Here is a 25928-nt window from a genome sequence, read left to right as displayed (position 1 = left end):
TACGTCAGACGGGGCTCACTTCTTCCACTCGGCCCACGACATGTTCCACCCGTTCAGCCCGTTGTCGGGGGCCACCGTGCGGTCGTGGGAGTTCTTGACGACCACCACGTCGCCGATCATCGAGTGGTTGAAGAACCAGGCCGCCGGGACGGAGCTGTCGTAGCCGCCGCGCACGTCGCGCAGGCCGACGCAGCCGTGGCTGGCGTTGTAGTTGCCGAAGGCGCCGCCGCCCCAGTAGTTGCCGTGGATGAAGGTGCCGGAGGTGGTGAGGCGGATGGCGTGCGGGACGTCCTTGATGTCGTACTCGCCGCCGTATCCGACGGTCTCGCCGTTCATGCGGGTGACGGTGAGCTTCTCGCTCATGACCATCTGGCCGTTCCAGGTGTCGTAGCCGGGCTTGCCGGTGGTGACCGGGATGGTCTTGATGACCTTGCCGTCCTGGGTGACCTTCATCGTGTGCTTCTTGGCGTCCACGACGGAGACCTGGTTGCGGCCGATGGTGAACGTGACGGTCTTGCGCTGCTTGCCGTAGACGCCGTCGCGGCCCTCGACGCCGTCCAGGTCGAGGTCGACGGTGACCTTGGTGCCTTCCTTCCAGTACTTCTCGGGGCGGAAGTCCAGGCGGTCGTTGCCGAACCAGTGGCCCTCGACGTCGACGGCCGGCTCGGTCCTGACGCGGATGGCCTTCTCGACCGCGTCCGGGCTGGTGATGCCCCGGGTGAAACGTATGGAGAACGGCATGCCGACGCCGACCGTGGAGCCGTCCTCGGGGGTGAAGTGGCCGACGAAGGTGTTCTTCGGGGTCAGCGTGGTGAAGGTGGAGTCCTCGGCGGCCTCGCGGCCCTCGGAGTCCTTGGCGACCGCGTGCACCGTGTACTTGGTGCCGGCGGCCAGATGGGTCGACGGCGTCCAGGAGGCGCCGCCGCCGGATATCGCGCCCTCGACCTTCGTGCCCTTGGCGTCCTTGACGGTGACCTCGGTCAGCTTCCCCTGGGCGACGCTGACCTTGAGCGCCCCGCTGGTGTCGACGCCGGTGGCACCGGACTTGGGCGCGATGCTGACCGCCGCCGTGGACTGCTCGCCCTTCTGGCTGCCGGCGACCTTGCCCTTGCCGTCCCCGGAACCGGAACCGGAGTCGTCGCCCCCGCCGCACGCGGTGAGCGACAGCACCAGGGCACCGGCTATGAGTGCCAGTCCCCCACGGCCTCGCCGCCCCCGAGCCGACGCCCCCGCCTTAGGCCGCGTATTCACGTTGTTCTCCCCTCCAGCGGGCCAGGTCAGGCCCGCTCCCCACCACATTGTGCGCGCATATTAACTGCCAGGTTTTGAGCTGGGCGTCAGGCGAATGTCACCGTTCCGTCGCAACTTCCGCCCAGCACCCGTACCGCGCGCCCCGCCCCCTCACCTGGTTACTTCACCGCGCTGCCCGCTTTCCATTCCTTCCAGCCCATGTTCCACCCGCCGAGGCCGTTGTCCGGAGCGACGGTCTTGTCCTTGCTGTTGACCACTTCGATGACGTCTCCGACGAGGCTGCGGTCGAAGAACCAGCCCGCCGGGGTGTCCGAACCGCCGCCCTTGACGTCCATGAGGCCCACGCAGCCGTGGCTGACGTTGACCTGGCCGGGGGCGTCCGGCGCCCAGTAGTTGCCGTGCAGGAAGGTGCCGGAGTCGGTGAGCTTCATGGCGTGCGGGACGTCGGGGATGTCGTACTCGGCGCCCAGGCCGACCGTCTGGCTGTTCATGCGGGTGACCTCCAGCATGTCCATCACCACCATCTTCCCGTTGTACGTCGGGTGCTTGGGGGCGCCCGCGGTGATGGGGACGGTGGCGAGGAGCTGTCCGTCGCGCCGGACGTCCATGGTGTGCTCGGCCGCGTCGACCACGGAGATCTGGCTGCGGCCGACGGTGAAGGAGAACGTCTTGTCCTGGAGGCCGTACATCCCGCGGGCGCCCTGGACGTCCCGCAGGTTCAGGTCGACGGTGACCTCGGTGCCCGGCTTCCAGTAGCGCTCGGGGCGGAAGTCCAGGCGGCCCTTGCCGAACCAGTGCGGGCGGATCTCGACCGGGGGCCGCGCGCTGACCCGGACCGCGCGTTCGACGGCGGCACGGTCGGTGATCTCCTGGCTGAAGGAGAGCGAGACGATCATGCCGGTGCCGACGGTGGCGCGGTTCTCCGGGCTGACGTAGGCGATGAACCGCTGGTCGGGGACGTAGGTGGTGAAGGTGGTGTGCCGGGCGGAGCGGCGGCCGTGGGAGTCCAGCGCGACCGCGTCGACGGTGTACCGGGCGGCCAGCGCCAGGTGCTCCTCGTCGGGCCGCCAGGTCAGCCCGTCCTCGCTGATGTGCCCCGGGACCGGTGTCTCCTGCGCGTCCTGCGACTTGACCACCGTCACCTTCTCCAGGCGCCCGCCGGGCACCCGTACCTGTAGCCGGTCGTCCGGCCGTACGGCCCTGCTGCCGTCGTCGGGGGTCACCCGGATGACGTCCTCGGGGGCCGGGGGCTTGCCGAGCGCCCCGCCCATGCCCAGCGGGCCCGAGCCGTCCGTGGAGCAGCCCGCGAGCAGCCCCGTCCATGTCAGTACGGCGGCCAGCGCGGCCCCCGCGCGCCGTGCGCGTCCAGTTGCGTGCCTCACGTGAGACCCAACGACCGGGCCCGCCCCGGGGAAACGTGAGTGCGAGCCACGCGCTGGGCAGAACAGAGGGAAGGACGACACGTCGGGGGGCCTCCCCGCAGGAGGCCCCCGGCCCGCGTCGGAGCCGTCGGGGCGCGGTCGTACCGGGTGGCCGGGGTGCCAGGACGCTCCCCCGGCCACCCGGCACGGCCGATCGCGCCCCTCGGGCGAGCCACTGGGAAGAGGGGCGACAGTGACGAGCGCAGCCGAGCAGCGGGCGCCGGCCGGGGGGCCGGCCGCCGGGAGCGGGCAACCGGCGGCGGCGAACGGCGCCCGGCGGGCCGTACCGCCGGTCCCGGCCGTGTGGCCGGGTGCGCCGACCCCGCTGGGGGCCCGGTTCCGGGTCGGCCCGGACGGGGTGGCGGGCACCAACTTCGCGCTGTGGGCGGCCGGTGCGGAGGCGGTCCGGGTGTGCCTCTTCGACGAGGGCGGCCGGGAGACGCAGATACCGCTGACCGAACTGACGCACGAGATCTGGCACGGCTTCGTGCCCGGCGTGATGCCCGGTCAGCGCTACGGCTACCGGGTGGACGGCCGCTGGGACCCGTGGACCGGCGCCCGCTGGAACCCGGCCAAGCTGCTGCTCGACCCGTACGCGCGCGCGGTGGACGGCGAGTACGCCTCTTTCGGGCTGTCACCGGAGGTGTACGGGCACGTGCGGGACTGGCCGGACCAGTCGGTCGCCGACACCGTGCGCGACGAGCGGGACTCGGCGCCGTACGTCCCGAAGGGCGTCGTCGTCCACGATGACGACGACTGGTCCGACGACCGGCGCCCCAAGACGCCGTGGGCCGACTCGGTGATCTACGAACTGCATGTGCGGGGCTTCACCAAGCTGCACCCCGGCATCCCGGAGGAACTGCGCGGCACCTACGCGGGGCTGGCGCATCCGGCCGCGATCGAACACCTCGTCGAACTGGGCGTCACGGCCGTCGAGCTGCTGCCCGTGCACCAGTTCGCGCACGAGGACCACCTGCTGCGCCGGGGCCTGCGGAACTACTGGGGCTACAACTCCATCGGCTACTTCGCCCCGCACGCGGCCTACGCGGCCTCCGGTACGACGGGACAGCAGGTCGGCGAGTTCAAGCGGATGGTGCGCGCGCTGCACGCGGCCGGCATCGAGGTCATCCTCGACGTGGTCTACAACCACACCGCGGAGGCGGGCGAGCTGGGCCCCACGCTGTCCCTGAAGGGCATCGACAACCGTGGCTACTACCGGCTCCAGGACGACGCCCGCCGGTACGCCGACTACACCGGCTGCGGCAACACCCTGCACGTGGTCCGGCCCCAGGTGCTGCGGCTGATCACCGACTCGCTGCGCTACTGGGTGACCGAGATGGGCGTGGACGGCTTCCGCTTCGACCTCGCGGCGGCGCTGGCCCGCTCGATGCACGACGTCGACATGCTCTCCCCGTTCCTGGCGGTCATCGCCCAGGACCCGGTGCTGCGCCGGGTGAAGCTGATCGCCGAGCCGTGGGACATCGGCTCCGGCGGCTACCAGGTGGGCGCCTTCCCGCCCCTGTGGACCGAGTGGAACGACCGGTACCGCAACGCCGTCCGGGACTTCTGGCGGCACGCCCTGCCCGACGTGCGCGAGATGGGCTACCGCCTCTCCGGCTCCAGCGACCTGTACGCCTGGGGAGGCCGGCGCCCCTACGCCTCCGTCAACTTCGTCACCGCGCACGACGGCTTCACCCTGCGCGACCTGGTGTCGTACGAGACCAAGCACAACGAGGCCAACGGTGAGAACAACCGCGACGGCACGCACGACAACCGCTCCTGGAACTGCGGCGCGGAGGGCGAGACCGACGACGAGGGCGTACGGGCCCTGCGCCGCAGGCAGCTGCGGAACCTGCTGACGACCCTGCTGCTGTCCACCGGTGTGCCCATGCTGGTCGCCGGCGACGAACTCGGCCGTACCCAGCGCGGCAACAACAACGCCTACTGCCAGGACAACGAGATCAGCTGGCTGGACTGGTCGCTGCTTCAGGAGCCCGGCTGGCGGGCCCTGTTCGACCTGACCTCCCGGCTGATCGCGCTGCGCCACCGGCATCCGGTGCTGCGCCGCCGTGCCTTCTTCTCCGGCCGCCCCCAGACCGCGGACGGGTTGCGCGACCTGGCGTGGTTCACCGCGCGGGGCGCGGAGATGACCGAGGACGACTGGTACGCGCCCGCCGCCACGCTCGGCATGTACCTGTCCGGGCGCGACATCCCGGGCCGCGACGAGCGGGGCGCGCCGGTGGTGGACGACAGCTTCCTCGCCGTGCTGCACGCGGGCGACCGGCCGACCGGCTTCGTGCTGCCCGGGCCGCCGTGGGCGGAGCGGTACGAGGTGGTCGTGGACACCTCGGTGGAGGAGCAGGACCAGGCGCCGGGTACGGTCCACCGGGCGGGGACGGAGATCACGGTCCCGGCGCGGGCGGTGCTGCTGTTGCGGGTCGCCTGAGCCGTCGCGGGACCCGTGTGACACCTGCGCGGGACCTGTGTGACACCTGTGCGTGACGCGGATCACGCTCGCAGAGTGCAGCGCCGGCGGGGGTCCAGTGCCTTTCCCCTGGTGGAGGACGAGCCGGCGAGAACGGGGACCGTGGGGATGGAGCAGGCCAGGGCCGGTGAGTACGACGCGTTCGTGGCGGCCCGCTGGTCGGTGTTGTTCCACCTCGCCCGTCTGCTCACCGGCGGGGACCGGCACCGCGCCGAGGACCTGTTGCAGGAGTCCTTGGTCAAGCTGTGGTTCGTCTGGCCGAAGGTCGCCGACGAGGCGCCGGAGGCCTATGTGCGCAAGGTGCTGGCGCGGGCCGCGGCCCGGTCGGCCCGGCGGCGCTGGTGGGGCGAACGGCCCGTGGAGGAGCTGCCCGAGGTGGCGGCGGCCGGCGACATGTCGGCGACCGTGGCCGAGCGGTCCCGGCTGGAGGCGGCGCTCGGCCGGCTGACGCCGCAGCAGCGGGCCGCCGTGGTCCTGCGCTACTACCAGGACCTGCCCGACCGGCAGGTCGCGGAGGCCCTGGGCTGCCCGGTGGGCACGGCCCGGTCCCATGCCGCACGCGGGGTGGCCCGGCTCCGCCGGCTGCTGGCCGACGTCATCGAGCCGGTGGGGTGAGGGAGAACCCATGGAGCGCAGGGATCACACGGATCACAGGGAAGACCGCATGTCTCCGCCGGACGCCATGGACCGCTTCGAGCGGGAGCTGGCGCAGCTCATGCACCGGGTCCAGCAGCCGGTGTCCTTCGAGGCCCGGCACCGGGAGGCGCTGCGCGCCGGCGTGCGCGCCCGGCGCCGGGTGCGCACGGCGCGCCGGGCCGCCGGTTCCGTCCTGGCCGTGGCCGGGCTCGGCCTGGGCCTGTTCCTGTGGCCGCACGGCCACACCGACGACCGGCCCACCGCCCCGCACCCCCGGCCCGCGCTGAGCCCGGCGCCCACGCCGAGCACCTCGCCGTCGCAGTCGCCGTCCCGGACGCCGAGTCCGCCGCCGTCCTCGTCGTCCACGACGACGTCGACGCCGACGGGCCTGCCGACACCGGACGACACCGCGACCGCCTCCGCCCCGCCCACCGACCCGGGGAGTTCGGCGACCGCCACGCACGTGCCGCCGACGGCCACGGCCACCTCCCGGGACGACAGGACCACGCCACCGCCCACCGCACCGGTGAGCGCGCCGGCCGAACCGTCGGACGACCCGTCGTCGTCGGTCAGCCCGAGCGGCTGACCACCGCCCCTCCGACTCCCGCCCGCGCACGCCCTCCGCGTGCCCCGCACACCAGAACCAACGGGGACTCACGTGACATACATCCGACCGAGCCGACCGGTCCGACCGGCCCGACCGAGCGGGCCACCGGCCGCGGCACCCCGGCGCACCCCCGTGCCGACGCCCCACGAGGACCCCGTCCTGGACGTGACCGTGCCGGTGTTCAACGAGGAGAAGGACCTGGAGCCCAACGTCCGGCGGCTGCACACGCATCTGCGGGAGACCTTCCCCTACCCGTTCCGGATCACCATCGCCGACAACGCGAGCACCGACCGCACCCCGGCCATCGCCGCCCGGCTCGCCGGCGAACTCCCGGAGGTGACCTCGCTGCGACTGCCCGAGAAGGGCCGCGGCCGGGCGCTGCGGGCCGCCTGGTCCGGTTCCCGGGCGCCCGTACTGGCGTATCTCGACGTGGACCTGTCCACCGGGCTCACCGCGCTGCTGCCGCTGGTGGCCCCGCTGATCTCGGGCCACTCCGACCTGGCCATCGGCACCCGGCTGGCGCCCGGCGCGCGAGTGGTGCGCGGGACCAAGCGCGAGGTCATATCCCGCTGCTACAACGCCCTGCTGCGCTGCACGCTCGCCGTCGGCTTCTCCGACGCGCAGTGCGGGTTCAAGGCGGTCCGGCGGGAGACCGCCGAGCGGCTGCTGCCGCTGGTGCGGGACGGGGAGTGGTTCTTCGACACCGAGCTGCTGGTGCTCGCCGAGCGGGCCGGCCTCAGGATTCACGAGGTGCCGGTGGACTGGGTGGACGACCCGGACAGCAGCGTCGACATCCTCGCCACCGCCCTGGCCGACCTGCGCGGGATCGTCCGGATGCGGCGCGCTCTGGGCCGCCGCCGGACGGGGCCGGTGGTCCGGTGACCGCGACCCTGTCCGGCATAGGCACCCCGGCCAGCGAGGCCGCGCCCGTCTCCCGGCCGCGGGCCGCCGCCCGCCGCCACGGACCGGTCCTCGCCCTGTTCGGCACGCTGAAGCTGGCCGGTTTCTGCTCGTTCATGTATCTGCTGTCCTCCGCCGGGGACTACCGCACCAAGCACCCCCGGTTCGGCGGCGGCGCGCACGCCTGGGACGTGCTGGCCACCTGGGACGGCTGGTGGTACCAGCAGATCGCGCTGCACGGCTACGACCCGAAGCTCGTCCCGGTCCCGGGCGCCACCGGCCTGATCACGCTGGAGGGCAACTCGGCGGCGTTCTTCCCGCTCTACCCTGCCCTGATGCGGCTGACCTCGGCCGTCACCGGGCTCGGCTCCTACGGCGCCGGGCTGCTGGTCTCGATCGTCGCCTCCTTCGCCGCCGCCCTCGGCGTCTACGCCGTCGCGGAGCGGTTCGGCGGCCGGCGGGCCGGGCTCGCGGCGGCCGGGCTGTGGGCGGTGTGGCCGGGCTCGGGCGTGGAGTGGGCGGTCTACTCCGACTCCCTCTACGTGGCCCTGGCCGCCTGGGCCTGTCACGCCGTCCTCACCCGCCGCTGGCTCACCGCCGGGGTGCTCACCTTCGCGGCCGGTCTCAACCGGCCCACGGCCGCCGCGCTGATCGCCGCGCTCGGCGTGGCCGCGCTGCTCTCCCTGCGCCGCCGGGAGGACGGCGCCCTGCGCCCGCTGCTGGCCATGGCCCTGGCCCCGCTGGGACTGCTCGGCTATCTGCTCTGGGTCGGCAACCGCATGGGCGACCTGGGCGGCTACTTCAAGCTCCAGTCGGGCGCGTGGGCGCACAGCTTCGACTACGGCGAGCAGACCCTGGACGTGCTGACGTCCGTGCCCGTGGGCAAGTTCGACTATCTCTTCGCGTACCCCTTCGCGGACGTCATCTCCGTCGGCGTCATCCTGCTCGCCTGCGCGCTGCTGCCGCTGCTGCTGCGGCTGCGCCCGCCGGCGGTGCTGGTCGTGTACACCGTGCTCACGCTGGCCCTGGTGCTCGGCAGCCAGCAGATCGTCGCCAACATCTCGCGCTATCTGCTGCCCTGCTTCCCGCTGTTCCTGCCGCTCGCGGTCGCCATGCGCCGGCTGAGCCTGCCCGTGCAGTGCACGCTGCTGGGCATCGCGGCCCTGGCCTCCGGCTCGTACGCCGGGTACGCGCTCTTCGAACTGGGGGTGCCGTGATCCCGCCTGCCGGGGGACACCTTGCCGGCTCGTAGCCCGGACGATCAGGCCAGGCTGTCCCGCCAGGCCTTGTGGAGGTCCGCGAACCGGCCGGTGCCCGCGGTGAGTTCGTCCGGGCGGCCGTCCTCGACGATCCTGCCGTGTTCCATCACCAGCACCCGGTCCGCGATCTCCACCGTGGACAGCCGGTGTGCGATCACCACGGCGGTACGGCCCCGCAGCACCGTCGCCATCGCCCGCTGCACCGCCCGCTCCCCCGGGATGTCCAGCGAACTGGTCGCCTCGTCCAGGATCAGCACGGCCGGGTCGGCGAGCAACGCGCGTGCGAAGGCGACCAGTTGGCGCTGCCCGGCGGAGATGCGACCGCCCCGCTTGCGGACGTCGGTGTCGTAGCCGTCGGGCAGGGCGCTGATGAACTCGTGTGCGCCGATCGCCTTCGCGGCCCGCTCGATCTCCTCCCGGCCGGCGTCGGGCCGGCCGATCGCGATGTTGTCGGCGACCGTGCCGGAGAACAGGAACGCCTCCTGCGTCACCATGACCACCCCGCGCCGCAGTTCGGGCATCGCCAGCTCGCGCAGGTCCACGCCGTCCAGGAGCACGCGCCCGGCGGAGGGGTCGTAGAACCGGGCGAGCAGCTTGGCCAGGGTCGACTTTCCCGCGCCGGTGGAGCCGACGACCGCGACCGTCTGCCCGGCGGGCAGGGTGAGATCGAAGCGGGGCAGCACCTCGCCACCGGTGCGATAGCCGAACCGGACCCCGTCGAAGACGACCTCGCGCCCGGGGAGATCGCCCTTCAGCGGCGGCAGTTCGCGCGGGTGCTCGGGCTCCGGCACGGACGGCGTCTGCGCCAGCAGTCCGGCGATCTTCTCCAGGGAGGCGGCGGCCGACTGGTAGGAGTTCAGGAACATGCCGAGCCGGTCGATGGGGTCGTACAGCCGGCGCAGGTACAGCACCGCCGCCGCCAGCACGCCCAGCTCCAGCGAGCCGGACGCCACCCGGGAGGCGCCCCAGAGCACGATCCCTGCGACCGCCGTGTTGGCCACCAGCCGGGAGCCGACCACATAGCGGGCCATCTCCAGCAGCGAGTCGCCGTTCGTGCGCTCGTGCCGCGCGTTCAGCACCGCGAACTCGGCGTCGTTCGCGGCCTCCCGGCGGAAGGCGCGCACCGGCCGGATGCCGTTCATCGTCTCCACGAACTTCACGATCACCGCCGCGATCGCCGTGGACCGCGCCCCGTACACCCGCGCCGCGCGCCGCCGGTAGAGCCGGACGAGCAGATACAGCGGCAGGAAGGAGGCCACCGCGACCGCGCCGAGACCGAGGTCGAGCCAGAGCAGCATCGCCGAGATGTAGACGAACGACAGGATGACGGTCACCAGCTCCTGGAGTCCCTCGTCCAGGAGTTCGCGCAGCGACTCGACGTCCGTGGTGGACCGGGAGATCAGCCGGCCCGAGGTGTACCGCTCGTGGAAGTCGACGCTCAGCGCCTGCGCGTGCCGGAAGATCCGCCCGCGCAGGTCCAGCAGCACGTCCTGGCTGACGCGGGCGGAGGTCTCGATGAACGCGAACTGGAGCACACCGGAGGCGAGGGCGCACAGCAGATAGCCCGCGGCGACCGCGAGCAGCGGCCCGTGCCGGTCGTCCCGGAACGCCGGTACGGCCGTGTCGATGGCGTACGCCACCAGCAGCGGGCCCGCCTGCACCGCCGCCTGCTGGAGCAGCAGCAGGAGCGTGGTGAGCGTGACCCGGGCCTTCATGGGCGCGAGCAGCGAGCGCAGCAGGGCGGCCGTGGCGCCGGGCGGGCTGGGCAGGACGTCCCGGTCGAAGTGGTCGCCCGTGCCGCTCGCGTCGCCTCCGTCCTGGGGGCGGGCCGGTCCGGCGCCGTCGTCGTCGCTGACGGCGGGGGTGGAGGGGGTCGTGGTGGTCAACGGGAGTCCTCCTGTTCCCCGGATGTCGAACCGGACATCAGATGGGCGTACTCGGCGTTCTCGCGCAGCAGTTCCTGATGGGTGCCGACGGCGGCGATCCGGCCGCCCGAGAGCAGGGCGACCCGGTCGGCGAGCAGCACCGTGGACGGGCGGTGGGCCACGATCAGCGCGGTGGTGTCGGCGAGCACCCGGCGCAGCGCGGCCTCCACGGCGGCCTCCGTGTGCACGTCCAGGGCGGACAGCGGGTCGTCCAGCACCAGGAACTCGGGCCGGCCGACCACCGCGCGGGCCAGGGCGAGACGCTGCCGCTGGCCGCCGGACAGGCTGAGGCCCTGCTCGCCGACGCGGGTGTCGGTGCCCTGCGGCAGCGCGTGCGCGAAGTCGGCCTGGGCGATGGCGAGGGCCCGGTCGAGGTCCGGCTTCCCCGCGGCGTCCCGGGCGCCCATGAGCACGTTCTCACCGACACTGGCGGAGAACAGCGTGGGTTCCTCGAAGGCCACGGCGACTCTGCCGCGCAGCTCCTCGCGGGAGATCGTGGCGATGTCCACGCCGTTGAGCGTGATCCGTCCGGAGGTCACCTCGTGCAACCGGGGTACGAGCGCGGTGAGCGTGGTCTTGCCGCTGCCGGTGGCCCCGACGAGGGCCATGGACTCACCGGGGCGGATGTGCAGATCGACGGCGGTGAGCAGGGGCGGGGAGCCGGGGGGCGCGTCGGGGTAACGGAACGACACGTTCTCGAATCGCAACCCGGGTGCGGGCGGTCGTGCTACCGGGGCGGCACGGGTGGGCGCGACGGCGCCTCGCGGAGCCGGGTCGCGCACCCCACCCCTGCCCGGCTGACCCTCCGGCGCCTCGTCCATCACCTCGAAGTACCGCTCCGTGGCGGTCGCCGCCTCCTGGCTCATCGCCAGCAGGAACCCGATCGAGTCCACAGGCCACCGCAGAGCGAGCGCCGTGCTCAGAAAGGCCACCAACGTACCGGCGGACAGCTCCCCGTCGGCCACCCGCAGGGCCCCCAGCACCAGCGCCGCTCCGATCGCCACCTCCGGCAGTGTCACGATGACACCCCAGATCGTGGCGAGCAGCCGCGCCTTGCGCAGCTCCGTGCCCCGGAGCCGACCGGAGAGTTCACGGAAGGCGCGCGCCTGGCTGCGATGGCGGCCGAAGCCCTTGACGACGCGGATGCCGAGCACGCTCTCCTCGACCACCGTCGTCAGGTCGCCGACCTGGTCCTGGGCGCGCCGCGCCACCTGCGCGTACCGCCGTTCGAAGACGACGCAGGTCCACATCACGGGGAGGGCGGGGCCGAGGATGACCAGTCCCAGCACCCAGTCCTGCGCCAGCATGATGACCAGGCCGACGAGGATGGTGACCCCGTTGACGAGGAGGAACGTCAGCGGGAAGGCGAGGAACATGCGCAGCAGCATCAGGTCGGTGGTGCCGCGCGAGAGCAGCTGACCGGACGCCCAGCGGTCGTGGAAGGCCACCGGCAGCCGTTGCAGATGCCGGTACAGGCCGGCCCGCATCTCCGCCTCGACGTGCGACAGCGGCCGGGCCACGAGCCAGCGCCGTATGCCGAACAGGACCGCCTCGGCGATGCCGAGCAGAAGCAGGTACAGCGCGCCGAGCCATACGCCCGCCGGGTCGCGGTCGGCGACCGGCCCGTCGACCATCCACTTCAGGACGAGCGGGATCACCAGGCCCGTACAGGAGGCGACGACCGCGACGAACGCGGCGGTGAACAGCCGGGCGCGTACGGGACGGACGTACGGCCACAGCCGGAGCAGGGTCCGTACGGCGGAACGGTCGGTGGTTTCACGTGTCGTGGCCATCAACCGCGAGCGTACGGACCACCACTGACAACGCCCACCGAGTTTCGGCCGGACCCCCCTCCGGCTTTGGTCCTAGGACGCGTCCGCGTGGGTGCCGGTGACGTCGGTGCGCGGATCGCGCGCACGCGTCCCGGGCAGCCCGTCGGTGAGCGCCCGCGCGAAATCGGCCAGGACGGCGGTCAGCGCGCCCCACCGGTCCGCGAGCCGGTCGTACTCGGCCATCTCCGCCGGAGTCCAGGGACCGTCGTTCTCCTCCAGCCGGGTCATGCGCGCTCCGGCCGCGACCGCCTGCCCGACTGCCGTGAGGGCGCCGCGCAGGCGTTCCGCCACCGTGTCCGGCGTCCGGGCCAGGAGCAGGTCCAGCCGCTCGGAACCGGGCAGCGCGGGGACGCGGTGCTCGATCCAGTGGTCCCCGAAGAGGCGGCGGCGCCGTTCCTCCGGTTCGTCGCCGTCGACCACCGTGACCTCCCCGGCCGCGTTCCGCCGGACGCGCAGTCCGCAGCGGGCGGCCAGCTCCGCGGCCAGTGCCGCCGGGTCGCTGTCCGGCTGGGTGTCCGGGCCGGGCGGGGCGGAACCGAGGAACGCGGCCAGCTCCACCAGTCGGGGTGCCTGTTCGTCCGCCCGGGGAAGAAGGGCGAGCTCCTGCGCGGACATCAGGGTGTTCGGGGCGACCGCTCCCCACCGCGCGTGCGTCAGGGGCGTCCCGAGGACGGCGGACTCCCAGGCCGTCAGCGCCGCGTCCGCCCACCAGCAGACGAACTCGCGCGCGGCCGCCTCGTACCGCTTCGCGTGGTCGATGGCGAGTCGCAGACGCATCGACAACAGCAGGGACTCGGCGTCGTAGGGGTCGCTCGGCGGCCCGGCGCACTGCTCGATCTCCGCCTCGTTCAGCTCGTTCAGCTCATCCCTGCGCCGCTGTGCGTCCGCGCATTCGTGGAGCAGTGCGGCCGAGGCACGGGCCATGGCGGAGAGCGCCTCGTCCACCTCCCGCGCGGTCATCAGCCGGGCTCCGCCGGGCGAGCGGGGCAGCGGGGCGGCGGACGCCGGGTCACTCGTCATGCGCACTCCTGTCTGGACCACGAGGGCGCCGGCCCTGGGCGTCCCCGGTCGGGTCACCGTATTCCGCCGGACAGGGCACCTCGGGGAAAATGGCCGACCACCCAACACGGACGCGGCCACAGTGCTATCGGGGTCCCTGCCCGACCGCGTGCCGGGCCGTCGTCACCGGTGACGGCGGGGTGTTGTGCGTTGTTCGATGGAGCCGTCCTCCCCGGCCTCGACAGGTTCGAGGTTCGCTGTCAGGCCCGCGCGGCCGGGCGCGCCGGGGGGGGCGGCCGGGCGGAGCGGGGGATGGATGATCGACGCGTACGAGGATCCGGGGACGCCCGACACCCGTGGCGGCTGGCGGTATCTGTGGTGGCTGGTGCGGTGTCAGCCGGGACGCTCGGCGGCCGGGGCGCTGCTGGGCAGTGCCTGGATGGTGCTGCTGGCCGCTCAGCCGTATCTGATGGCGCGGGCCGTGGACGACGGGCTGCTGCCGGGGCGGCTCGGGGTGCTCGCCGGGTGGACCGGGGTGATGTTCGTCGTCGGGTCGCTGAACGCCTGGCTGAGCATCCTGCGGCACCGGACGATGACGCGGGTGCGGATGGACGCCAACTTCCGTACGGTCAAGGTGGCCCTGGGGCATGTGGTGCGACTGGGGGCCGCGCTGCCGCGCCGGGCCGGGGCCGGGGAGGTCGTCACCATCGGGGTCGGGGACGTACAGACCCTGGCGCAGGCGCTGACCGTGGTCGGGCCCGGGGTCGGCTCGATCGTGGTCTACGGGGTGGTGGCCGGGCTGCTGCTGGCGATCTCCGCGCCGCTGGCCGCGGTGGTGCTGCTCGGGGTGCCGGTGATCGCGCTGCTCACTGGTCCGCCGGCGCTGCGGCTCCAGGGCGCGGAGAGCGAGTACCGGGAGCTTCAGGGGGTGCTCGCCGCCCGCATCGGCGACCTCGCGGGCGGGCTGCGCGTCCTCAACGGGCTGGGCGGCAAAGGGCTGTTCGCGGACGCGTTCCGGAACGACTCGCAGCGGCTGCGGGCGCAGGGCTACCGGGTGGGCGCGGTGGCCAGCTGGGTGCAGGCGCTGGGGGTGGGCCTGCCGACCCTGTTCCTCGCCGTGGTGACCTGGCTGGCGGCCCGGCTCACCGCCCAAGGCTCCATGTCCGTGGGCGAGTTGATCGCGGTCTACGGCTATGTGGCGGTGCTCGTCGGACCGGTCGCGTTCTTCGTGCAGATGGCCTACGACCTCAACCGGGGCGTGGTGGCCGCGCGCCGGGTCGTACGGCTGCTGCGGCTGGAACCGGAACCGGACGCCGGGACCCTGCCTGCGCCCGCCGGACCGGCCGAGCTGCACGACCCGGCGTCCGGTGTGCGGGTGGTGCCGGGCCGGCTGACCGCGCTGGCCGCCGCCCGGCCCGCCGAGGCCGCCGCCGTGGTCGACCGGCTCGGCCGGTACGGGCCCACCGATGCCACCTGGGGCGGGGTACGGCTCGACGCGGTCCCGCTGACGGACGTACGGGGGCGTGTCCTGGTCGCGGACAACGAGGCGGACCTGTTCGCCGGGCCGCTCCGGGAGGTGCTGGCCGCCGCGCACCCGGCCGACGAGGCGGCACTGCGCCGTGCGGTGTTCGCGGCGGCGGCCGAGGACATCGTCCGGGGCCTGCCGGACGGCCTGGACTCGGCGGTGGCCGGGCAGGGCCGCAGCCTCTCGGGCGGCCAACGGCAGCGCGTGCGCCTGGCCCGGGCACTGCTGGCGGCTCCCGAGGTGCTGCTCGCCGTGGAGCCGACCTCGGCTCTGGACGCCCACACGGAGGCGACGGTCGCCGACCGGCTCCGGGCGGCACGGGAGGGCCGGACCACGCTGGTCACCACGACGTCCCCGCTGGTCCTGGCCCGGGCGGACACGGTGGTGTTCCTGACCGACGGCAAGGTCTCGGCGACCGGCCCGCACCGCTGTCTGCTGGCCCGGGAACCGGCATACCGGGCGCTGGTCGCGCGGGACGGCGAGGGGGACGGGGACATGGCAGGCGCGATGGAGGCAACGGACATGACAGGCACGACGACCCCACTCGTGAAGGAGTCCCCCGATGACCTCCGGTGACGCCCTGCTGCCCGTCGCCGGCCGGGTGGCCGTGCGGCGGGCCGCGCTGCGGCTGATGTCGGTCGACCGGTGGGCCTTCGCCGGTGCGCTGGGGCTCAACGCGCTGGCCGCCGCGGCGGGTCTGGCCGGGCCCTGGCTGGTGGGCCGGATCGTCGACGAGGTGCGGGACGGGCACGGGGTCGGCGCGGTGGACCGGCTGGCGTCCTGGATCGTGGTGTGCGCGCTGGCGCAGACCCTGCTGGCCCGCTGGGCGCGGTACGTCGGGCACCGGTTCGGGGAGCGCACGCTGGCCCGGGTCCGCGAGGAGTACGTCGAACGGGTCCTGGCGCTGCCCGCGTCCGTGGTCGAGCGGGCCGGTACCGGTGATCTGACCGCGCGGGGCACGGCGGACGTGGCGACCGTCGGCACGACACTGCGGGACGTCGGCCCGGAACTGCTGGTCAACAGCGTGCAGGCGCTCTTCGTGCTGGGCGCGGTGTTCGTGCTCGACCCCCTGCTGGGGGTGTTCGGCCTGCTCGGGCTCACCCCGATCTGGCTGGCGCTGCGCTGGTATCTGCGGCGCGCCCGGGACGGCTATCTCGCCGAGGGCGCGGCGACGTCGCAGGTCGCGGAGATCGTCGCGGCGACGGCGGCCGGCGCGCGGACCGTGGAGGCGTTCCGGCTGCGGGAGCGGCGGATCGCGGCGAGCCGGGACGCCCTGGACGTGTCCCGCCGTACCCGCCTGTACACCCTGCGCCTGCGGTCGGTGTTCTTCCCGGCGGTCGAGGTGACGTACACCGTCCCCGTGGTCGGTGTGCTGCTGCTCGGCGGCTGGCTGCACGCCCGGGGGATGGCCGGGGTGGGCGCGGTGGTGGCGGCGGCGCTGTACCTGCGGCAGTTCACCGAGCCGCTGGACCAGATCCTGGTACGGGTGGAGCAACTCCAGAGCAGCGGAGCCTCGTTCGCGCGCGTGGAGGGGCTGGCGCAGGCGCCCCGGGGGAAGAGCGAGGGCGCGTCCCCGGTGCCGGTGGACGACCGGATCGAGGTGCGCGGGGTGCGGTACGCGTACGAGCGCGGCGGCGAGGTGCTGGGCGGGGTGGACCTGACCGTACGGCCCGGGGAGCGGCTCGCCGTGGTGGGGCCGTCCGGCGCCGGGAAGACGACCCTGAGCCGGCTGCTCGCGGGCATCGACCGGCCCGGTTCCGGCACGGTGACGGTGGGCGGGGTGCCGGTGGCCGAGCTGGCGCCGGAACTGCTGCGCCGGCAGGTGGTGCTGGTCACCCAGGAGCACCATGTCTTCCTGGGGACCGTGCGTGACAACCTGCTCATCGCCGAACCCGCCGCGGGCGACGCCGAGTTGTGGGCGGCGCTCGCGGCCGTGGGCGCCGACGACTGGGTGCGCGGTCTGCCGGACGGGCTCGACACCCGGCTTGGCGAGGGCGGCCGGCCGACGGATGGTTCGCAGGCCCAGCAACTCGCCCTCGCGCGCGTGGTCCTGGCCGATCCGCACACGCTGATCCTCGACGAGGCGACGGCCCTGCTGGACCCGGCCACGGCCCGGCACACCGAACGCGCCCTCGCCGCGGTGCTTCAGGGCCGTACGGTCATCGCCATCGCCCACCGCCTGCACACCGCCCACGACGCGGACCGGGTGGCCGTCATGGAGGGCGGCCGGCTGACCGAACTGGGCACGCACGAGGAGCTGGTGGCGGCCGGCGGGGCGTACGCGGCGCTGTGGCGGACATGGCACGGGCGGGCGCCGGAGCGGTGACCCGCCACCGCCCCGAGCGATGATCCGCCACCGCCCCGGGTGAGATCCGCCGACCAACAGTCCGTATATCGAACATGAACATCCGGTCAACGAACCGTTTCCGGCCAACTTTGTGACGCGCTCCTGACAGGTGGCGAGATCTCCTGCCACTCTTCCCTGGCCGACTCACAGCAACCCCACAGTTTCTGCGCGTCTGTGTGAGCCGGCTCCGCACCTGCACGTGGCTTTCGCAGCGCCCTGTTCTGCCCGGACGCCCCAACCCACCGTCCGGTCTCCCCGGCCGCGCGACCCGCGGTCACGCAGAAGGAGTCAGTGTTGAGAAGCAATTCCTCTCGCGGACGCACCTCCCACACCCCGCACCGCCCCACCGCGCACCGCCGCACCGCCACCGTCGCCCTCGCCGGTGTCGCCGCCCTGATCGCCGCCGCCGTCCAGTCCGGCGCGGCCACCGCCGCCCCGGCGACGGCCGGCAAGGTGGACCCGGCCCACGCGGCGGTCAAGCTCACGCCCGCGCAGCGCGCCGAGCTGATACGCCACGCCGACGCCGGCACCGCAGCCACCGCCCGGCAGATCGGCCTGGGCACCCAGGAGAAGCTGGTCGTCAAGGACGTCGTCAAGGACGCCGACGGCGCGCTGCACACCCGCTACGAGCGCACGTACGGGGGCCTGCCGGTGCTCGGCGGCGACCTGGTGGTGACCACCGCCGGGTCGGGCAGGACCATGGACGTGATCCGGGCGACCAACGCCACGCTGAAGGTCGCCGGTCTCACCCCGGCCGTGACGAAGGCCGCCGCCGAGAAGCAGGCCGTACAGCGGGCGAAGGCGCTCGGCGGGACGAAGCCCGGCGCGGACAGCGTCCGCAAGGTGATCTGGGCGGCGAGCGGCAAGCCCGTGCTGGCCTACGAGACGGTCGTCGGCGGCCTCCAGGACGACGGCACCCCGAACCAGCTGCACGTCATCACCGACGCGGCCACCGGCAAGAAGCTCTACGAGTACCAGGGCGTCAAGAACGGCATCGGCAACACCCAGTACAGCGGGCAGGTCACGCTGACCACGACCCAGTCGGGCTCGTCGTACACGCTGACCGACGGGGCGCGCGGGGGCCACAAGACGTACAACCTGAACCGGGGCACCTCCGGCACCGGCACCCTGTTCTCGCAGACCAGCGACACCTGGGGCAACGGGACCACGTCGAACGCGGCCACCGCGGGCGCGGACGCCCACTACGGCGCGGCGGTCACCTGGGACTTCTACAAGAGCGCGTTCGGCCGCAGCGGCATCAAGAACGACGGTGTCGGCGCCTACTCCCGCGTGCACTACGGCAACGCGTACGTGAACGCGTTCTGGGACGACAGCTGCTTCTGCATGACGTACGGCGACGGCTCCGGCAACGCCAAGCCGCTGACCGCGATCGACGTCGCCGGCCACGAGATGAGCCACGGCGTCACCTCCAACACCGCGGACCTCAACTACAGCGGGGAGTCCGGCGGTCTGAACGAGGCGACCAGCGACATCATGGGCACCGGCGTGGAGTTCTACGCCAACAACTCCACCGATGTCGGCGACTACCTCATCGGCGAGAAGATCGACATCAACGGCAACGGCACCCCGCTGCGCTACATGGACAAACCCAGCAAGGACGGCGCGTCCAAGGACAGCTGGTACTCGGGCATCGGCGGGATCGACGTGCACTACTCGTCCGGACCCGCGAACCACTTCTTCTACCTGCTCAGCGAGGGCAGCGGCGCCAAGGTGATCAACGGCGTCAGCTACGACTCGCCGACGGCGGACGGGCTTCCGGTCACCGGCGTCGGCCGGGACAAGGCGCTCCAGATCTGGTACCGGGCCCTGACCACCAAGTGGACGTCCACCACCAACTACGCGGGCGCCCGCACCGGCACCCTCGCGGCGGCCGGCGAGCTGTACGGCACCACCAGCGCCGAGTACAAGGCGGTGCAGGACGCCTGGGCGGGCGTCGGGGTCGGCGCGCGCTCCGGTGGCGGGGGCGGCGGCGGTACGTCGTACGAGAGCACCACGCCGGTGTCGGTGCCGGACAACGGCGCCGCCGTGACGTCCGGCATCACCGTCTCCGGCCGCAGCGGGAACGCGCCGAGCAACCTCCAGGTGAGCGTCGACATCACCCATACCTGGCGCGGTGACCTGGTGATCGACCTCGTCGGCCCGTCGGGCACGGCCTACCGGCTGAAGAACTTCAGCTCCTCGGACTCGGCGGACGATGTGAACGAGACGTACACGGTCAACGCCTCGGCCGAATCGGCCAACGGCACCTGGAAGTTGCGGGTGCAGGATCAGGCCACCTACGACACCGGAACGCTCAACGGCTGGAAGCTGACCTTCCCGTAAACCGCGCGCCACGGGCCCGGGATCACGGGGCTGTCCGGGGGTCGAGCACCCTCGGACAGCACCCGGTTCATCTGCCTGCAATGTTTCTCGGACAGTTGACTTTTGGCCAACATCACGTCAGGGGCCTGGCATGTACGCGCCCTTGATGTCACTCTCTCTCCACCCGCCGCAGCAGCACAGCAGCTTCACAACGCCACACACTCCGGCCAGTAACCCCACACTGCCCGGACTCCCCCACGAGAAGGAGCTTGCGTGAGCCCCCTCTACGCGCGTCACAAGCGCACCACTCTGGCCATCGCCACCGCTGTCGCCGCCGGAGCCCTGCTCGCCACCGGTGTCACCACCAGTGCCACCGCCCAGACCGCGGCCAAGCCCCTCGCCGCCGCCCCGACCGCGCTGTCCGCCGCTGCGCGCACCACCCTGATCCAGCAGGCCCAGGCCGACGCGGCCGGCACCGCGCGCCGAATAGGCCTCGGCGCCCAGGAGAAGCTGGTCGTCAAGGACGTCGTCAAGGACGTCGACGGCACCGTCCACACCCGCTACGAGCGCACCTACGCGGGCCTGCCGGTGCTCGGCGGCGACCTGATCGTCCACACGGCCAAGTCGGGCAAGACCGAGGGCGTCACCAAGGCGGCCAAGTCGGCCCTCAAGGTGGCCTCGCTCAAGCCGCAGATCACCGCCGCCAAGGCCGAGAAGCAGGCGGTGTCCGCCGCCAGGACGCTGGGCTCCGCCAAGGCCACCGCGGACGGCGCCCGCAAGGTGATCTGGGCCGGCTCCGGCAAGCCCGTCCTCGCCTACGAGACGGTCGTCGGCGGCCTCCAGGACGACGGCACCCCGAACCAGCTGCACGTCATCACCGACGCGGCCACCGGCAAGAAGCTCTACGAGTACCAGGGCATCGAGACCGGCACCGGCAAGAGCCTGTACTCCGGCACGGTCACCCTCAACACGACCCTGTCGGGCTCGACGTACCAGCTGTACGACACCACGCGCGGCGGCCACAAGACGTACAACCTCGCGCACAGGACCTCCGGCACCGGCACGCTGTTCACCGACGCGGACGACGTGTGGGGCACCGGCACCGCCTCCAGCTCGTCCACGGACCAGACGGCCGCCGCCGACGCCGCCTACGGCGCGCAGGCGACCTGGGACTTCTACAAGTCCACCTTCGGCCGCAGCGGCATCAAGAACGACGGCAAGGCCGCCTACTCCCGCGTGCACTACGGCAACTCCTACGTGAACGCGTTCTGGGACGACAGCTGCTTCTGCATGACCTACGGCGACGGCAGCGGCAACACCCACCCGCTGACCTCGCTCGACGTCGCCGGGCACGAGATGAGCCACGGCGTCACCTCCAACACCGCCGGCCTGAACTACAGCGGTGAGTCCGGCGGCCTGAACGAGGCCACCAGCGACATCTTCGGCACGGGCGTGGAGTTCTCCGCGAACAACGCGTCCGACCCCGGTGACTACCTCATCGGCGAGAAGATCAACATCAACGGCGACGGCACCCCGCTGCGCTACATGGACAAGCCCAGCAAGGACGGCGGCTCGGCCGACTACTGGTCCTCGTCCGTCGGCACCAAGGACGTGCACTACTCGTCCGGCGTCGCGAACCACTTCTTCTACCTCCTGGCGGAGGGCAGCGGTTCGAAGACGATCAACGGCGTGACCTACAACTCGCCGACCTACAACGGCGCCGCGGTCACCGGCATCGGCCGCGCCAAGGCGCTCCAGATCTGGTACAAGGCGCTGACCACGTACATGACGTCGACGACCAACTACAAGGCCGCCCGCACGGCGACCCTGAACGCGGCGTCCGCGCTGTACGGCTCCACCAGCACCGAGTACAAGGCGGTCGCGGCGGCCTGGACGGCCGTCAACGTCAGCTAGTCACCGCCGGCTCGTAAGGGGGCGGCACCCGGGAAGCGGTTCTTCCGGGTGCCGCCCTACCCTTGTGACCCATGTCCTCGGCGCCCTTCACCTACGAGCCGGTCGGTGCGACCCGCGACGATCTCACCTTCTGCCCGCCCGGCTTCCACCCCCTGCTGGTCCGCAGCCGCCTCGGCGAAGGCCAGGAGGTGTTCCAGCGAGCCGCCGAGGCGGTCCTGACCTGGGAGATGCACCGCGAGCTGGGCGTCGGCATCGACGCCACCGCCGACCGCGCCGCCCCCGGCGTCGACGTCACCGTCACCCTGGCCGGCGTCATCAGGGCCCCCTGCCGCATCATCTGGACGGCCGAGGAACACCGCCGGGCCGGCTGGGCCTACGGCACCCTCGAAGGCCACCCCGAGTGCGGCGAGGAGGCCTTCGTGGTCGACCGCACCGGTGACGGCACGGTCTGGCTGACGGTGGCGGCCTTCAGCAAGGCCGCCAAGTGGTACGCCCGCGCGGCCGGCCCGGCGACCCGGGGCTTGCAGCACGCGTACGCCCGACGGTGCGGGACGGTGCTGCGAAGGCTGTGCGGGGGCTTGCCGGAAGCCTGACCGAGCCACCACCCGCCGCTGCCGGGCCACTGCGCCGGCCCCGCCCCTCAGGTCACCGCAACACCATCCCCGCCCCCTCCACCACATCCTCCGACGGCACCGCCAGCAGGCCCAGTTCCGCGGACGAGGCCAGGAGGGGGTGGGTGGGGAGGATGCGGACCGTGTAGCCGTAGGGGCCGGTGCGGTCCAGGGAGAGGGGGCCCTCGTACACGAGGCGGCCCTCCAGGTCGGGGGTGCCGGCCGGCTTCAGGGGGACCACCGTGGCGTCCGTGATGCGGTCCTCCGCGTCCACCCGCCCGGACACCGCCTGCACCTCCACGTCGTCCGGGGTCAGCTCGCCCAGCGCCACCCGGACCCGCAGGCCCACGGTGCTGCCCAGTTCCGCCGTGGCCGTCGTCGCCGTCGTCTCGACGTGGTCGACGCTCACCCCCGGCCAGGCGGCCCGCACCCGCGTCTTCCACTCGGCGAGGTCCCGGGCGGTGTCCGGGGTCAGCGCGCGGTGCGCCCGCGCGGCGGGGGTGTAGAGCCGGTCGACGTACTCGCGGACCATGCGGCCGGCCAGCACCTTGGGGCCGAGCAGGGAGAGGGTCTGGCGGACCATCTCGATCCAGCGGTCGGGCAGCCCGCCCCGCCCGCGCTCGTAGAAGCGGGGGGTGATCCGTTGCTCCAGCAGGTCGTAGAGAGCGGCCGCCTCGATGTCGTCCCGGCGGTCGGGGTCGGTGCCGGCGCCGTCCGCGGTGGGGATCGCCCAGCCGAAGTCCGGCTGGAACCACTCGTCCCACCAGCCGTCCAGCACCGAGAGGTTGAGGCAGCCGTTCAGCGCCGCCTTCATGCCGGAGGTGCCGCAGGCCTCCAGGGGGCGCAGCGGGTTGTTCAGCCAGACGTCACAGCCCGGGTAGAGCTTCTGCGCCATCGCCATGCCGTAGTCGGGGAGGAAGACGATCCGGTGGCGGACCCGTGGGTCGTCGGTGAAGCGGACCAGCTCCTGCACCAGGCGCTTGCCGCCGTCGTCCGCCGGGTGCGCCTTGCCCGCGACGACGATCTGGATCGGGCGCTCCGGGTGCAGCAGCAGCTCCATCAGGCGGTCGCGGTCGCGGAGCATCAGCGTCAGCCGTTTGTACGACGGGACGCGGCGCGCGAAGCCGATCGTCAGGACGTCCGGGTCCAGGACCCCGTCGATCCAGCCCAACTCGGCGTTCCCCGCCCCGCGTTGCCGCCAGGAGGCCCGCAGCCGCTCCCGCACCTCCAGCACCAGCTGCTCGCGCAGGCTGCGGCGCAGCTCGAAGATCTCCTGGTCCGGGATGTCCGCGACCGAGTCCCAGCGCTCTGAGCCGCCGACGCTCAGCGCGTCCTCGGTCCGCTGGGCGCCGATCTGCCGGGCGCCGAACCGCAGCACCTCCGGCGCCACCCAGGTCGGCGCGTGCACCCCGTTGGTCACGGAGGTGATCGGCACCTCCTCGGCGTCGAATCCCGGCCACAGCCCGGCGAGCATGTTCCGGCTGACCTGCCCGTGCAGCAGCGACACCCCGTTGGCCCGCTGGGCCAGCCGCAGCCCCATCACGGCCATGTTGAACAGGTTGGGCTCGCCGCCCGGGTAGGTCTCCATGCCCAGGGCCAGAATCCGCTGCACGTCGATGCCGGGCAGTTCGGCGTCCGGGCCGAAGTGCCGGCCGACCAGCTCCCGGTCGAAGCGGTCGATGCCGGCCGGGACCGGGGTGTGCGTGGTGAACACGGTCCCGCCCCGCACGGCCTCCAGCGCCGAGTCGAAGTCCAGCCCGCCCGCGCACAGTTCGGCGATCCGCTCCAGGCCGAGGAAGCCGGCGTGCCCCTCGTTGGTGTGGAACACCTCGGGCTCGGGGTGCCCGGTGAGCCGGCAGTACGTCCGTACGGCCCGCACACCTCCTATGCCGAGCAGCATCTCCTGGAGCAGCCGGTGCTCGCTGCCGCCGCCGTAGAGCCGGTCGGTCACCCCGCGTTCGCCGAAGTCGTTCTCCTCCACGTCCGAGTCGAGCAGCAGCAGCGGCACCCGGCCCACCTGCGCCAGCCAGATCCGGGCGCGCAGTTCCTTGCCGCCGGGCAGCGCGAGGGAGACCTGTGCCGGGGTGCCGTCGGCCTCCTTCAGCTGGGTGAGCGGCAGTTCGTTGGGGTCGAGCACCGGATAGTGCTCCTGCTGCCAGCCGTCCCGGGAGAGGGTCTGCCGGAAGTATCCGTGCCGGTACAGCAGCCCGACCCCGATCAGCGGCACCCCGAGGTCGCTGGCCGCCTTCAGATGGTCCCCGGCGAGGATGCCGAGGCCGCCGGAGTACTGCGGGAGCGCGGCCGTGATGCCGAACTCGGGCGAGAAGTAGGCGACGGCGGCGGGCAGGCCGTCGGCCTGTTCCTGGTACCAGCGGTCACCGGTCAGATAGTCGTCGAGGTCGTCGGCGGCGGCGGTGAGGCGGCGCAGGAACCGCCGGTCCCCGGCCAGCTCGGCCAGCCGGGCCGGCCGCACGCTGCCCAGCAGCCGTACCGGGTCGCCGCCGGCACCGGCCCAGGCCTCGGGGCAGACGGACTGGAACAGGTCGCGCGTTTCGGCGTGCCAGGACCAGCGCAGGTTACGTGCCAGGTCGCTCAGCGGCCGGAGGGGGTCGGGGAGAACGGGACGGACGGTGAACCGGCGGATCGCCTTCACATGCCACCTCGACGCGTCGCGGGATGAGACGCACGGCGTTGTACGTCTCGTCGTCGTCTTCGACGGTAGTGGTTACCGCGCGGTCGGTGGGGACGTACCCGTCGGGGGTGTCGGGGGGCGTCAAGACCCGGTCACCGGGCACTCGGAAAAAGGGGCCGGTCTTGTGCGTGGACGTACGCGTGAGTAGTTAACAAAGTGCCGGATTGCCCACCCGAACCGGGTGGGAAGGCTCCTCCGGTACACACACCCCACAGGCACACCACAGCACCTCCGCAGGACCCACCTCCCCATATCCATCCGCCCACACCCTCGTTGAAGCGGACAGGAGCGGTCATGCCCGCCACGCACCACTCGTCAGCACCCCCGACAAGCAGCAAGGCCAAGGCACCAGGAAAGAAGACGACGGGCAGGAAAGGCATGGCACCGGCCGGCGCCGCCGGTCCGTCCACCGCCGGGGAACGGTCCTCCCCGGACGCGGCCACCACCATGGGCCGTATCCCCGTCCTCGACGTACGTCCCGTGGTCCAGCGCGGCCGCCGGCCCGCCAAGGCCGTGACCGGGGAGTCCTTCGAGGTGTCCGCCACCGTGTTCCGGGAGGGCCACGACGCCGTCGCGGCGAACGTGGTGCTGCGGGACCCGGCGGGCCGGCCCGGCCCCTGGACGCCGATGCGGGAACTCGCCCCGGGCACCGACCGCTGGGGCGCCACCGTCACCGCGGGCGAACCCGGCCACTGGACCTACACGGTGGAGGCCTGGTCGGACCCGCTCGCCACCTGGCGGCACCACGCCCGGATCAAGATCCCGGCGGGCATCGACACCGATCTGGTCCTGACCGAGGGCGCGCAGTTGTACGAGCGTGCGGCCGACGGGGTCCCGGAGGACCGGCGGCAGGTCGTCCTGGACGCGGTGGCGGCCCTGCGGGACGAGAACCGCCCGGCCGCCTGGCGGCTGGCGGCGGCGCTGTCCCCGGAGGTGGAGTCGGTCCTGGCCCGGTATCCGCTGCGGGAGCTGGTCACCGAGTCCGATGCGATGCCGTTGCTGGTGGAGCGCGAACGCGCGCTGTACGGTTCGTGGTACGAGTTCTTTCCCCGCTCGGAGGGCACCAAGGAGCAGCCGCACGGCACGTTCCGTACGGCCGCGCGCAGGCTGAAGCCGATCGCGGAGATGGGCTTCGACGTCGTCTACCTGCCGCCCATCCACCCCATCGGCACGACGTTCCGCAAGGGCCGCAACAACACGCT

The 25928-nt window shown here is 72.7% G+C and carries 16 protein-coding genes and 1 pseudogene; 11 read left to right on the top strand and 6 right to left on the bottom strand.

Annotated features, from left to right (window positions below; all coding sequences use genetic code 11):
* Window positions 1-15: 15 nt before the first annotated feature.
* Window positions 16-1251, bottom strand: a complete 1236-nt coding sequence (locus ACZ4WH_RS39785) for a L,D-transpeptidase (RefSeq protein WP_468190195.1) — start codon at window positions 1249-1251, stop codon at window positions 16-18.
* Window positions 1252-1409: 158 nt separating this feature from the next.
* Window positions 1410-2633 carry a L,D-transpeptidase gene (locus ACZ4WH_RS39780; RefSeq protein WP_468190193.1) on the bottom strand — a complete coding sequence of 408 codons (1224 nt, stop codon included), beginning with the start codon at window positions 2631-2633 and terminating at the stop codon, window positions 1410-1412.
* Window positions 2634-2865: 232 nt separating this feature from the next.
* Between ACZ4WH_RS39780 and glgX the strand changes: the two genes are divergently transcribed.
* The 5 genes and pseudogenes from glgX to ACZ4WH_RS39755 all read left to right on the top strand — a co-directional run bounded on the left by glgX (window position 2866) and on the right by ACZ4WH_RS39755 (window position 8517).
* Complete coding sequence (gene glgX, locus ACZ4WH_RS39775; protein ID WP_468190191.1) at window positions 2866-5118, top strand: glycogen debranching protein GlgX; 2253 nt, start codon at window positions 2866-2868, stop codon at window positions 5116-5118.
* 147 nt (window positions 5119-5265) lie between these two features.
* Complete coding sequence (locus ACZ4WH_RS39770) at window positions 5266-5772, top strand: SigE family RNA polymerase sigma factor (RefSeq protein ID WP_468190189.1); 507 nt, start codon at window positions 5266-5268, stop codon at window positions 5770-5772.
* Between the two features lie 49 nt (window positions 5773-5821).
* Entirely contained in the window at window positions 5822-6379 is a 558-nt protein-coding gene (locus tag ACZ4WH_RS39765) for a hypothetical protein (protein WP_468190187.1), read from the top strand.
* Between the two features lie 153 nt (window positions 6380-6532).
* Window positions 6533-7255, top strand: a pseudogene (locus ACZ4WH_RS39760) (dolichyl-phosphate beta-glucosyltransferase); the annotation flags it as partial.
* A 23-nt stretch (window positions 7256-7278) separates the two neighbouring features.
* A complete protein-coding gene (locus ACZ4WH_RS39755; RefSeq protein WP_468190185.1) occupies window positions 7279-8517 on the top strand; it encodes a hypothetical protein in 1239 nt (412 codons plus the stop codon).
* Between the two features lie 44 nt (window positions 8518-8561).
* Here ACZ4WH_RS39755 and ACZ4WH_RS39750 read toward each other — a convergent pair whose 3' ends face one another.
* From ACZ4WH_RS39750 to ACZ4WH_RS39740, 3 genes are all read right to left on the bottom strand, one after another.
* Window positions 8562-10445 carry an ABC transporter ATP-binding protein gene (locus ACZ4WH_RS39750; RefSeq protein WP_468190183.1) on the bottom strand — a complete coding sequence of 628 codons (1884 nt, stop codon included), beginning with the start codon at window positions 10443-10445 and terminating at the stop codon, window positions 8562-8564.
* Complete coding sequence (locus ACZ4WH_RS39745; RefSeq protein WP_468190181.1) at window positions 10442-12277, bottom strand: ABC transporter ATP-binding protein; 1836 nt, start codon at window positions 12275-12277, stop codon at window positions 10442-10444. The genes ACZ4WH_RS39750 and ACZ4WH_RS39745 overlap by 4 nt, the downstream gene beginning before the upstream one ends.
* Before the next feature lie 72 nt (window positions 12278-12349).
* Window positions 12350-13336 (bottom strand): hypothetical protein, encoded by a 987-nt coding sequence (locus ACZ4WH_RS39740; protein ID WP_468190179.1) that lies wholly within the window; start codon window positions 13334-13336, stop codon window positions 12350-12352.
* Between the two features lie 295 nt (window positions 13337-13631).
* Here ACZ4WH_RS39740 and ACZ4WH_RS39735 point away from each other — a divergent pair, with 295 nt between their 5' ends.
* From ACZ4WH_RS39735 to ACZ4WH_RS39715, 5 genes are all read left to right on the top strand, one after another.
* Window positions 13632-15416: an ABC transporter ATP-binding protein gene (locus ACZ4WH_RS39735; RefSeq protein WP_468190178.1), complete on the top strand. Its 1785-nt coding sequence runs from the start codon at window positions 13632-13634 to the stop codon at window positions 15414-15416.
* Window positions 15403-17166, top strand: a complete 1764-nt coding sequence (locus ACZ4WH_RS39730; protein ID WP_468190176.1) for an ABC transporter ATP-binding protein — start codon at window positions 15403-15405, stop codon at window positions 17164-17166. The genes ACZ4WH_RS39735 and ACZ4WH_RS39730 overlap by 14 nt, the downstream gene beginning before the upstream one ends.
* A 315-nt stretch (window positions 17167-17481) precedes the next feature.
* Entirely contained in the window at window positions 17482-19530 is a 2049-nt protein-coding gene (locus tag ACZ4WH_RS39725) for a M4 family metallopeptidase (RefSeq protein ID WP_468190174.1), read from the top strand.
* Between the two features lie 252 nt (window positions 19531-19782).
* The gene (locus ACZ4WH_RS39720) at window positions 19783-21423 is read left to right on the top strand and encodes a M4 family metallopeptidase (RefSeq protein ID WP_468190172.1); all 1641 of its coding nucleotides are present in this window, start codon (window positions 19783-19785) and stop codon (window positions 21421-21423) included.
* A gap of 71 nt (window positions 21424-21494) precedes the next feature.
* Window positions 21495-22016, top strand: a complete 522-nt coding sequence (locus tag ACZ4WH_RS39715) for a DUF1990 domain-containing protein (protein WP_468190170.1) — start codon at window positions 21495-21497, stop codon at window positions 22014-22016.
* Between the two features lie 52 nt (window positions 22017-22068).
* On the opposite strand, the gene ACZ4WH_RS39710 is transcribed toward ACZ4WH_RS39715, so the two are convergent.
* The gene (locus tag ACZ4WH_RS39710; protein WP_468190168.1) at window positions 22069-24687 is read right to left on the bottom strand and encodes a glycosyltransferase family 1 protein; all 2619 of its coding nucleotides are present in this window, start codon (window positions 24685-24687) and stop codon (window positions 22069-22071) included.
* Between the two features lie 333 nt (window positions 24688-25020).
* Between ACZ4WH_RS39710 and ACZ4WH_RS39705 the strand changes: the two genes are divergently transcribed.
* Window positions 25021-25928, top strand: a 908-nt coding sequence (locus ACZ4WH_RS39705; protein ID WP_468190166.1) for a maltotransferase domain-containing protein, incomplete at its 3' end; no start/stop codon positions are given.

Source organism: Streptomyces sp. NPDC029138 (assembly GCF_055564375.1).
The sequence above is the reverse complement of the archived record's forward strand: the minus strand, read 5'-3'. Positions and strand labels throughout refer to the sequence as shown.

Excerpts from the sequence above, each read along its gene's own strand:
- ACZ4WH_RS39770 (WP_468190189.1), top strand. The coding sequence starts at position 5,266 with ATGGAGCAGGCCAGGGCCGGTGAGTACGACGCGTTCGTGGCGGCCCGC.
- ACZ4WH_RS39765 (WP_468190187.1), top strand. The coding sequence starts at position 5,822 with ATGTCTCCGCCGGACGCCATGGACCGCTTCGAGCGGGAGCTGGCGCAG.
- ACZ4WH_RS39745 (WP_468190181.1), bottom strand. The coding sequence starts at position 12,277 with ATGGCCACGACACGTGAAACCACCGACCGTTCCGCCGTACGGACCCTG.
- ACZ4WH_RS39740 (WP_468190179.1), bottom strand. The coding sequence starts at position 13,336 with ATGACGAGTGACCCGGCGTCCGCCGCCCCGCTGCCCCGCTCGCCCGGC.
- ACZ4WH_RS39735 (WP_468190178.1), top strand. The coding sequence starts at position 13,632 with ATGATCGACGCGTACGAGGATCCGGGGACGCCCGACACCCGTGGCGGC.
- ACZ4WH_RS39730 (WP_468190176.1), top strand. The coding sequence starts at position 15,403 with ATGACCTCCGGTGACGCCCTGCTGCCCGTCGCCGGCCGGGTGGCCGTG.
- ACZ4WH_RS39715 (WP_468190170.1), top strand. The coding sequence starts at position 21,495 with ATGTCCTCGGCGCCCTTCACCTACGAGCCGGTCGGTGCGACCCGCGAC.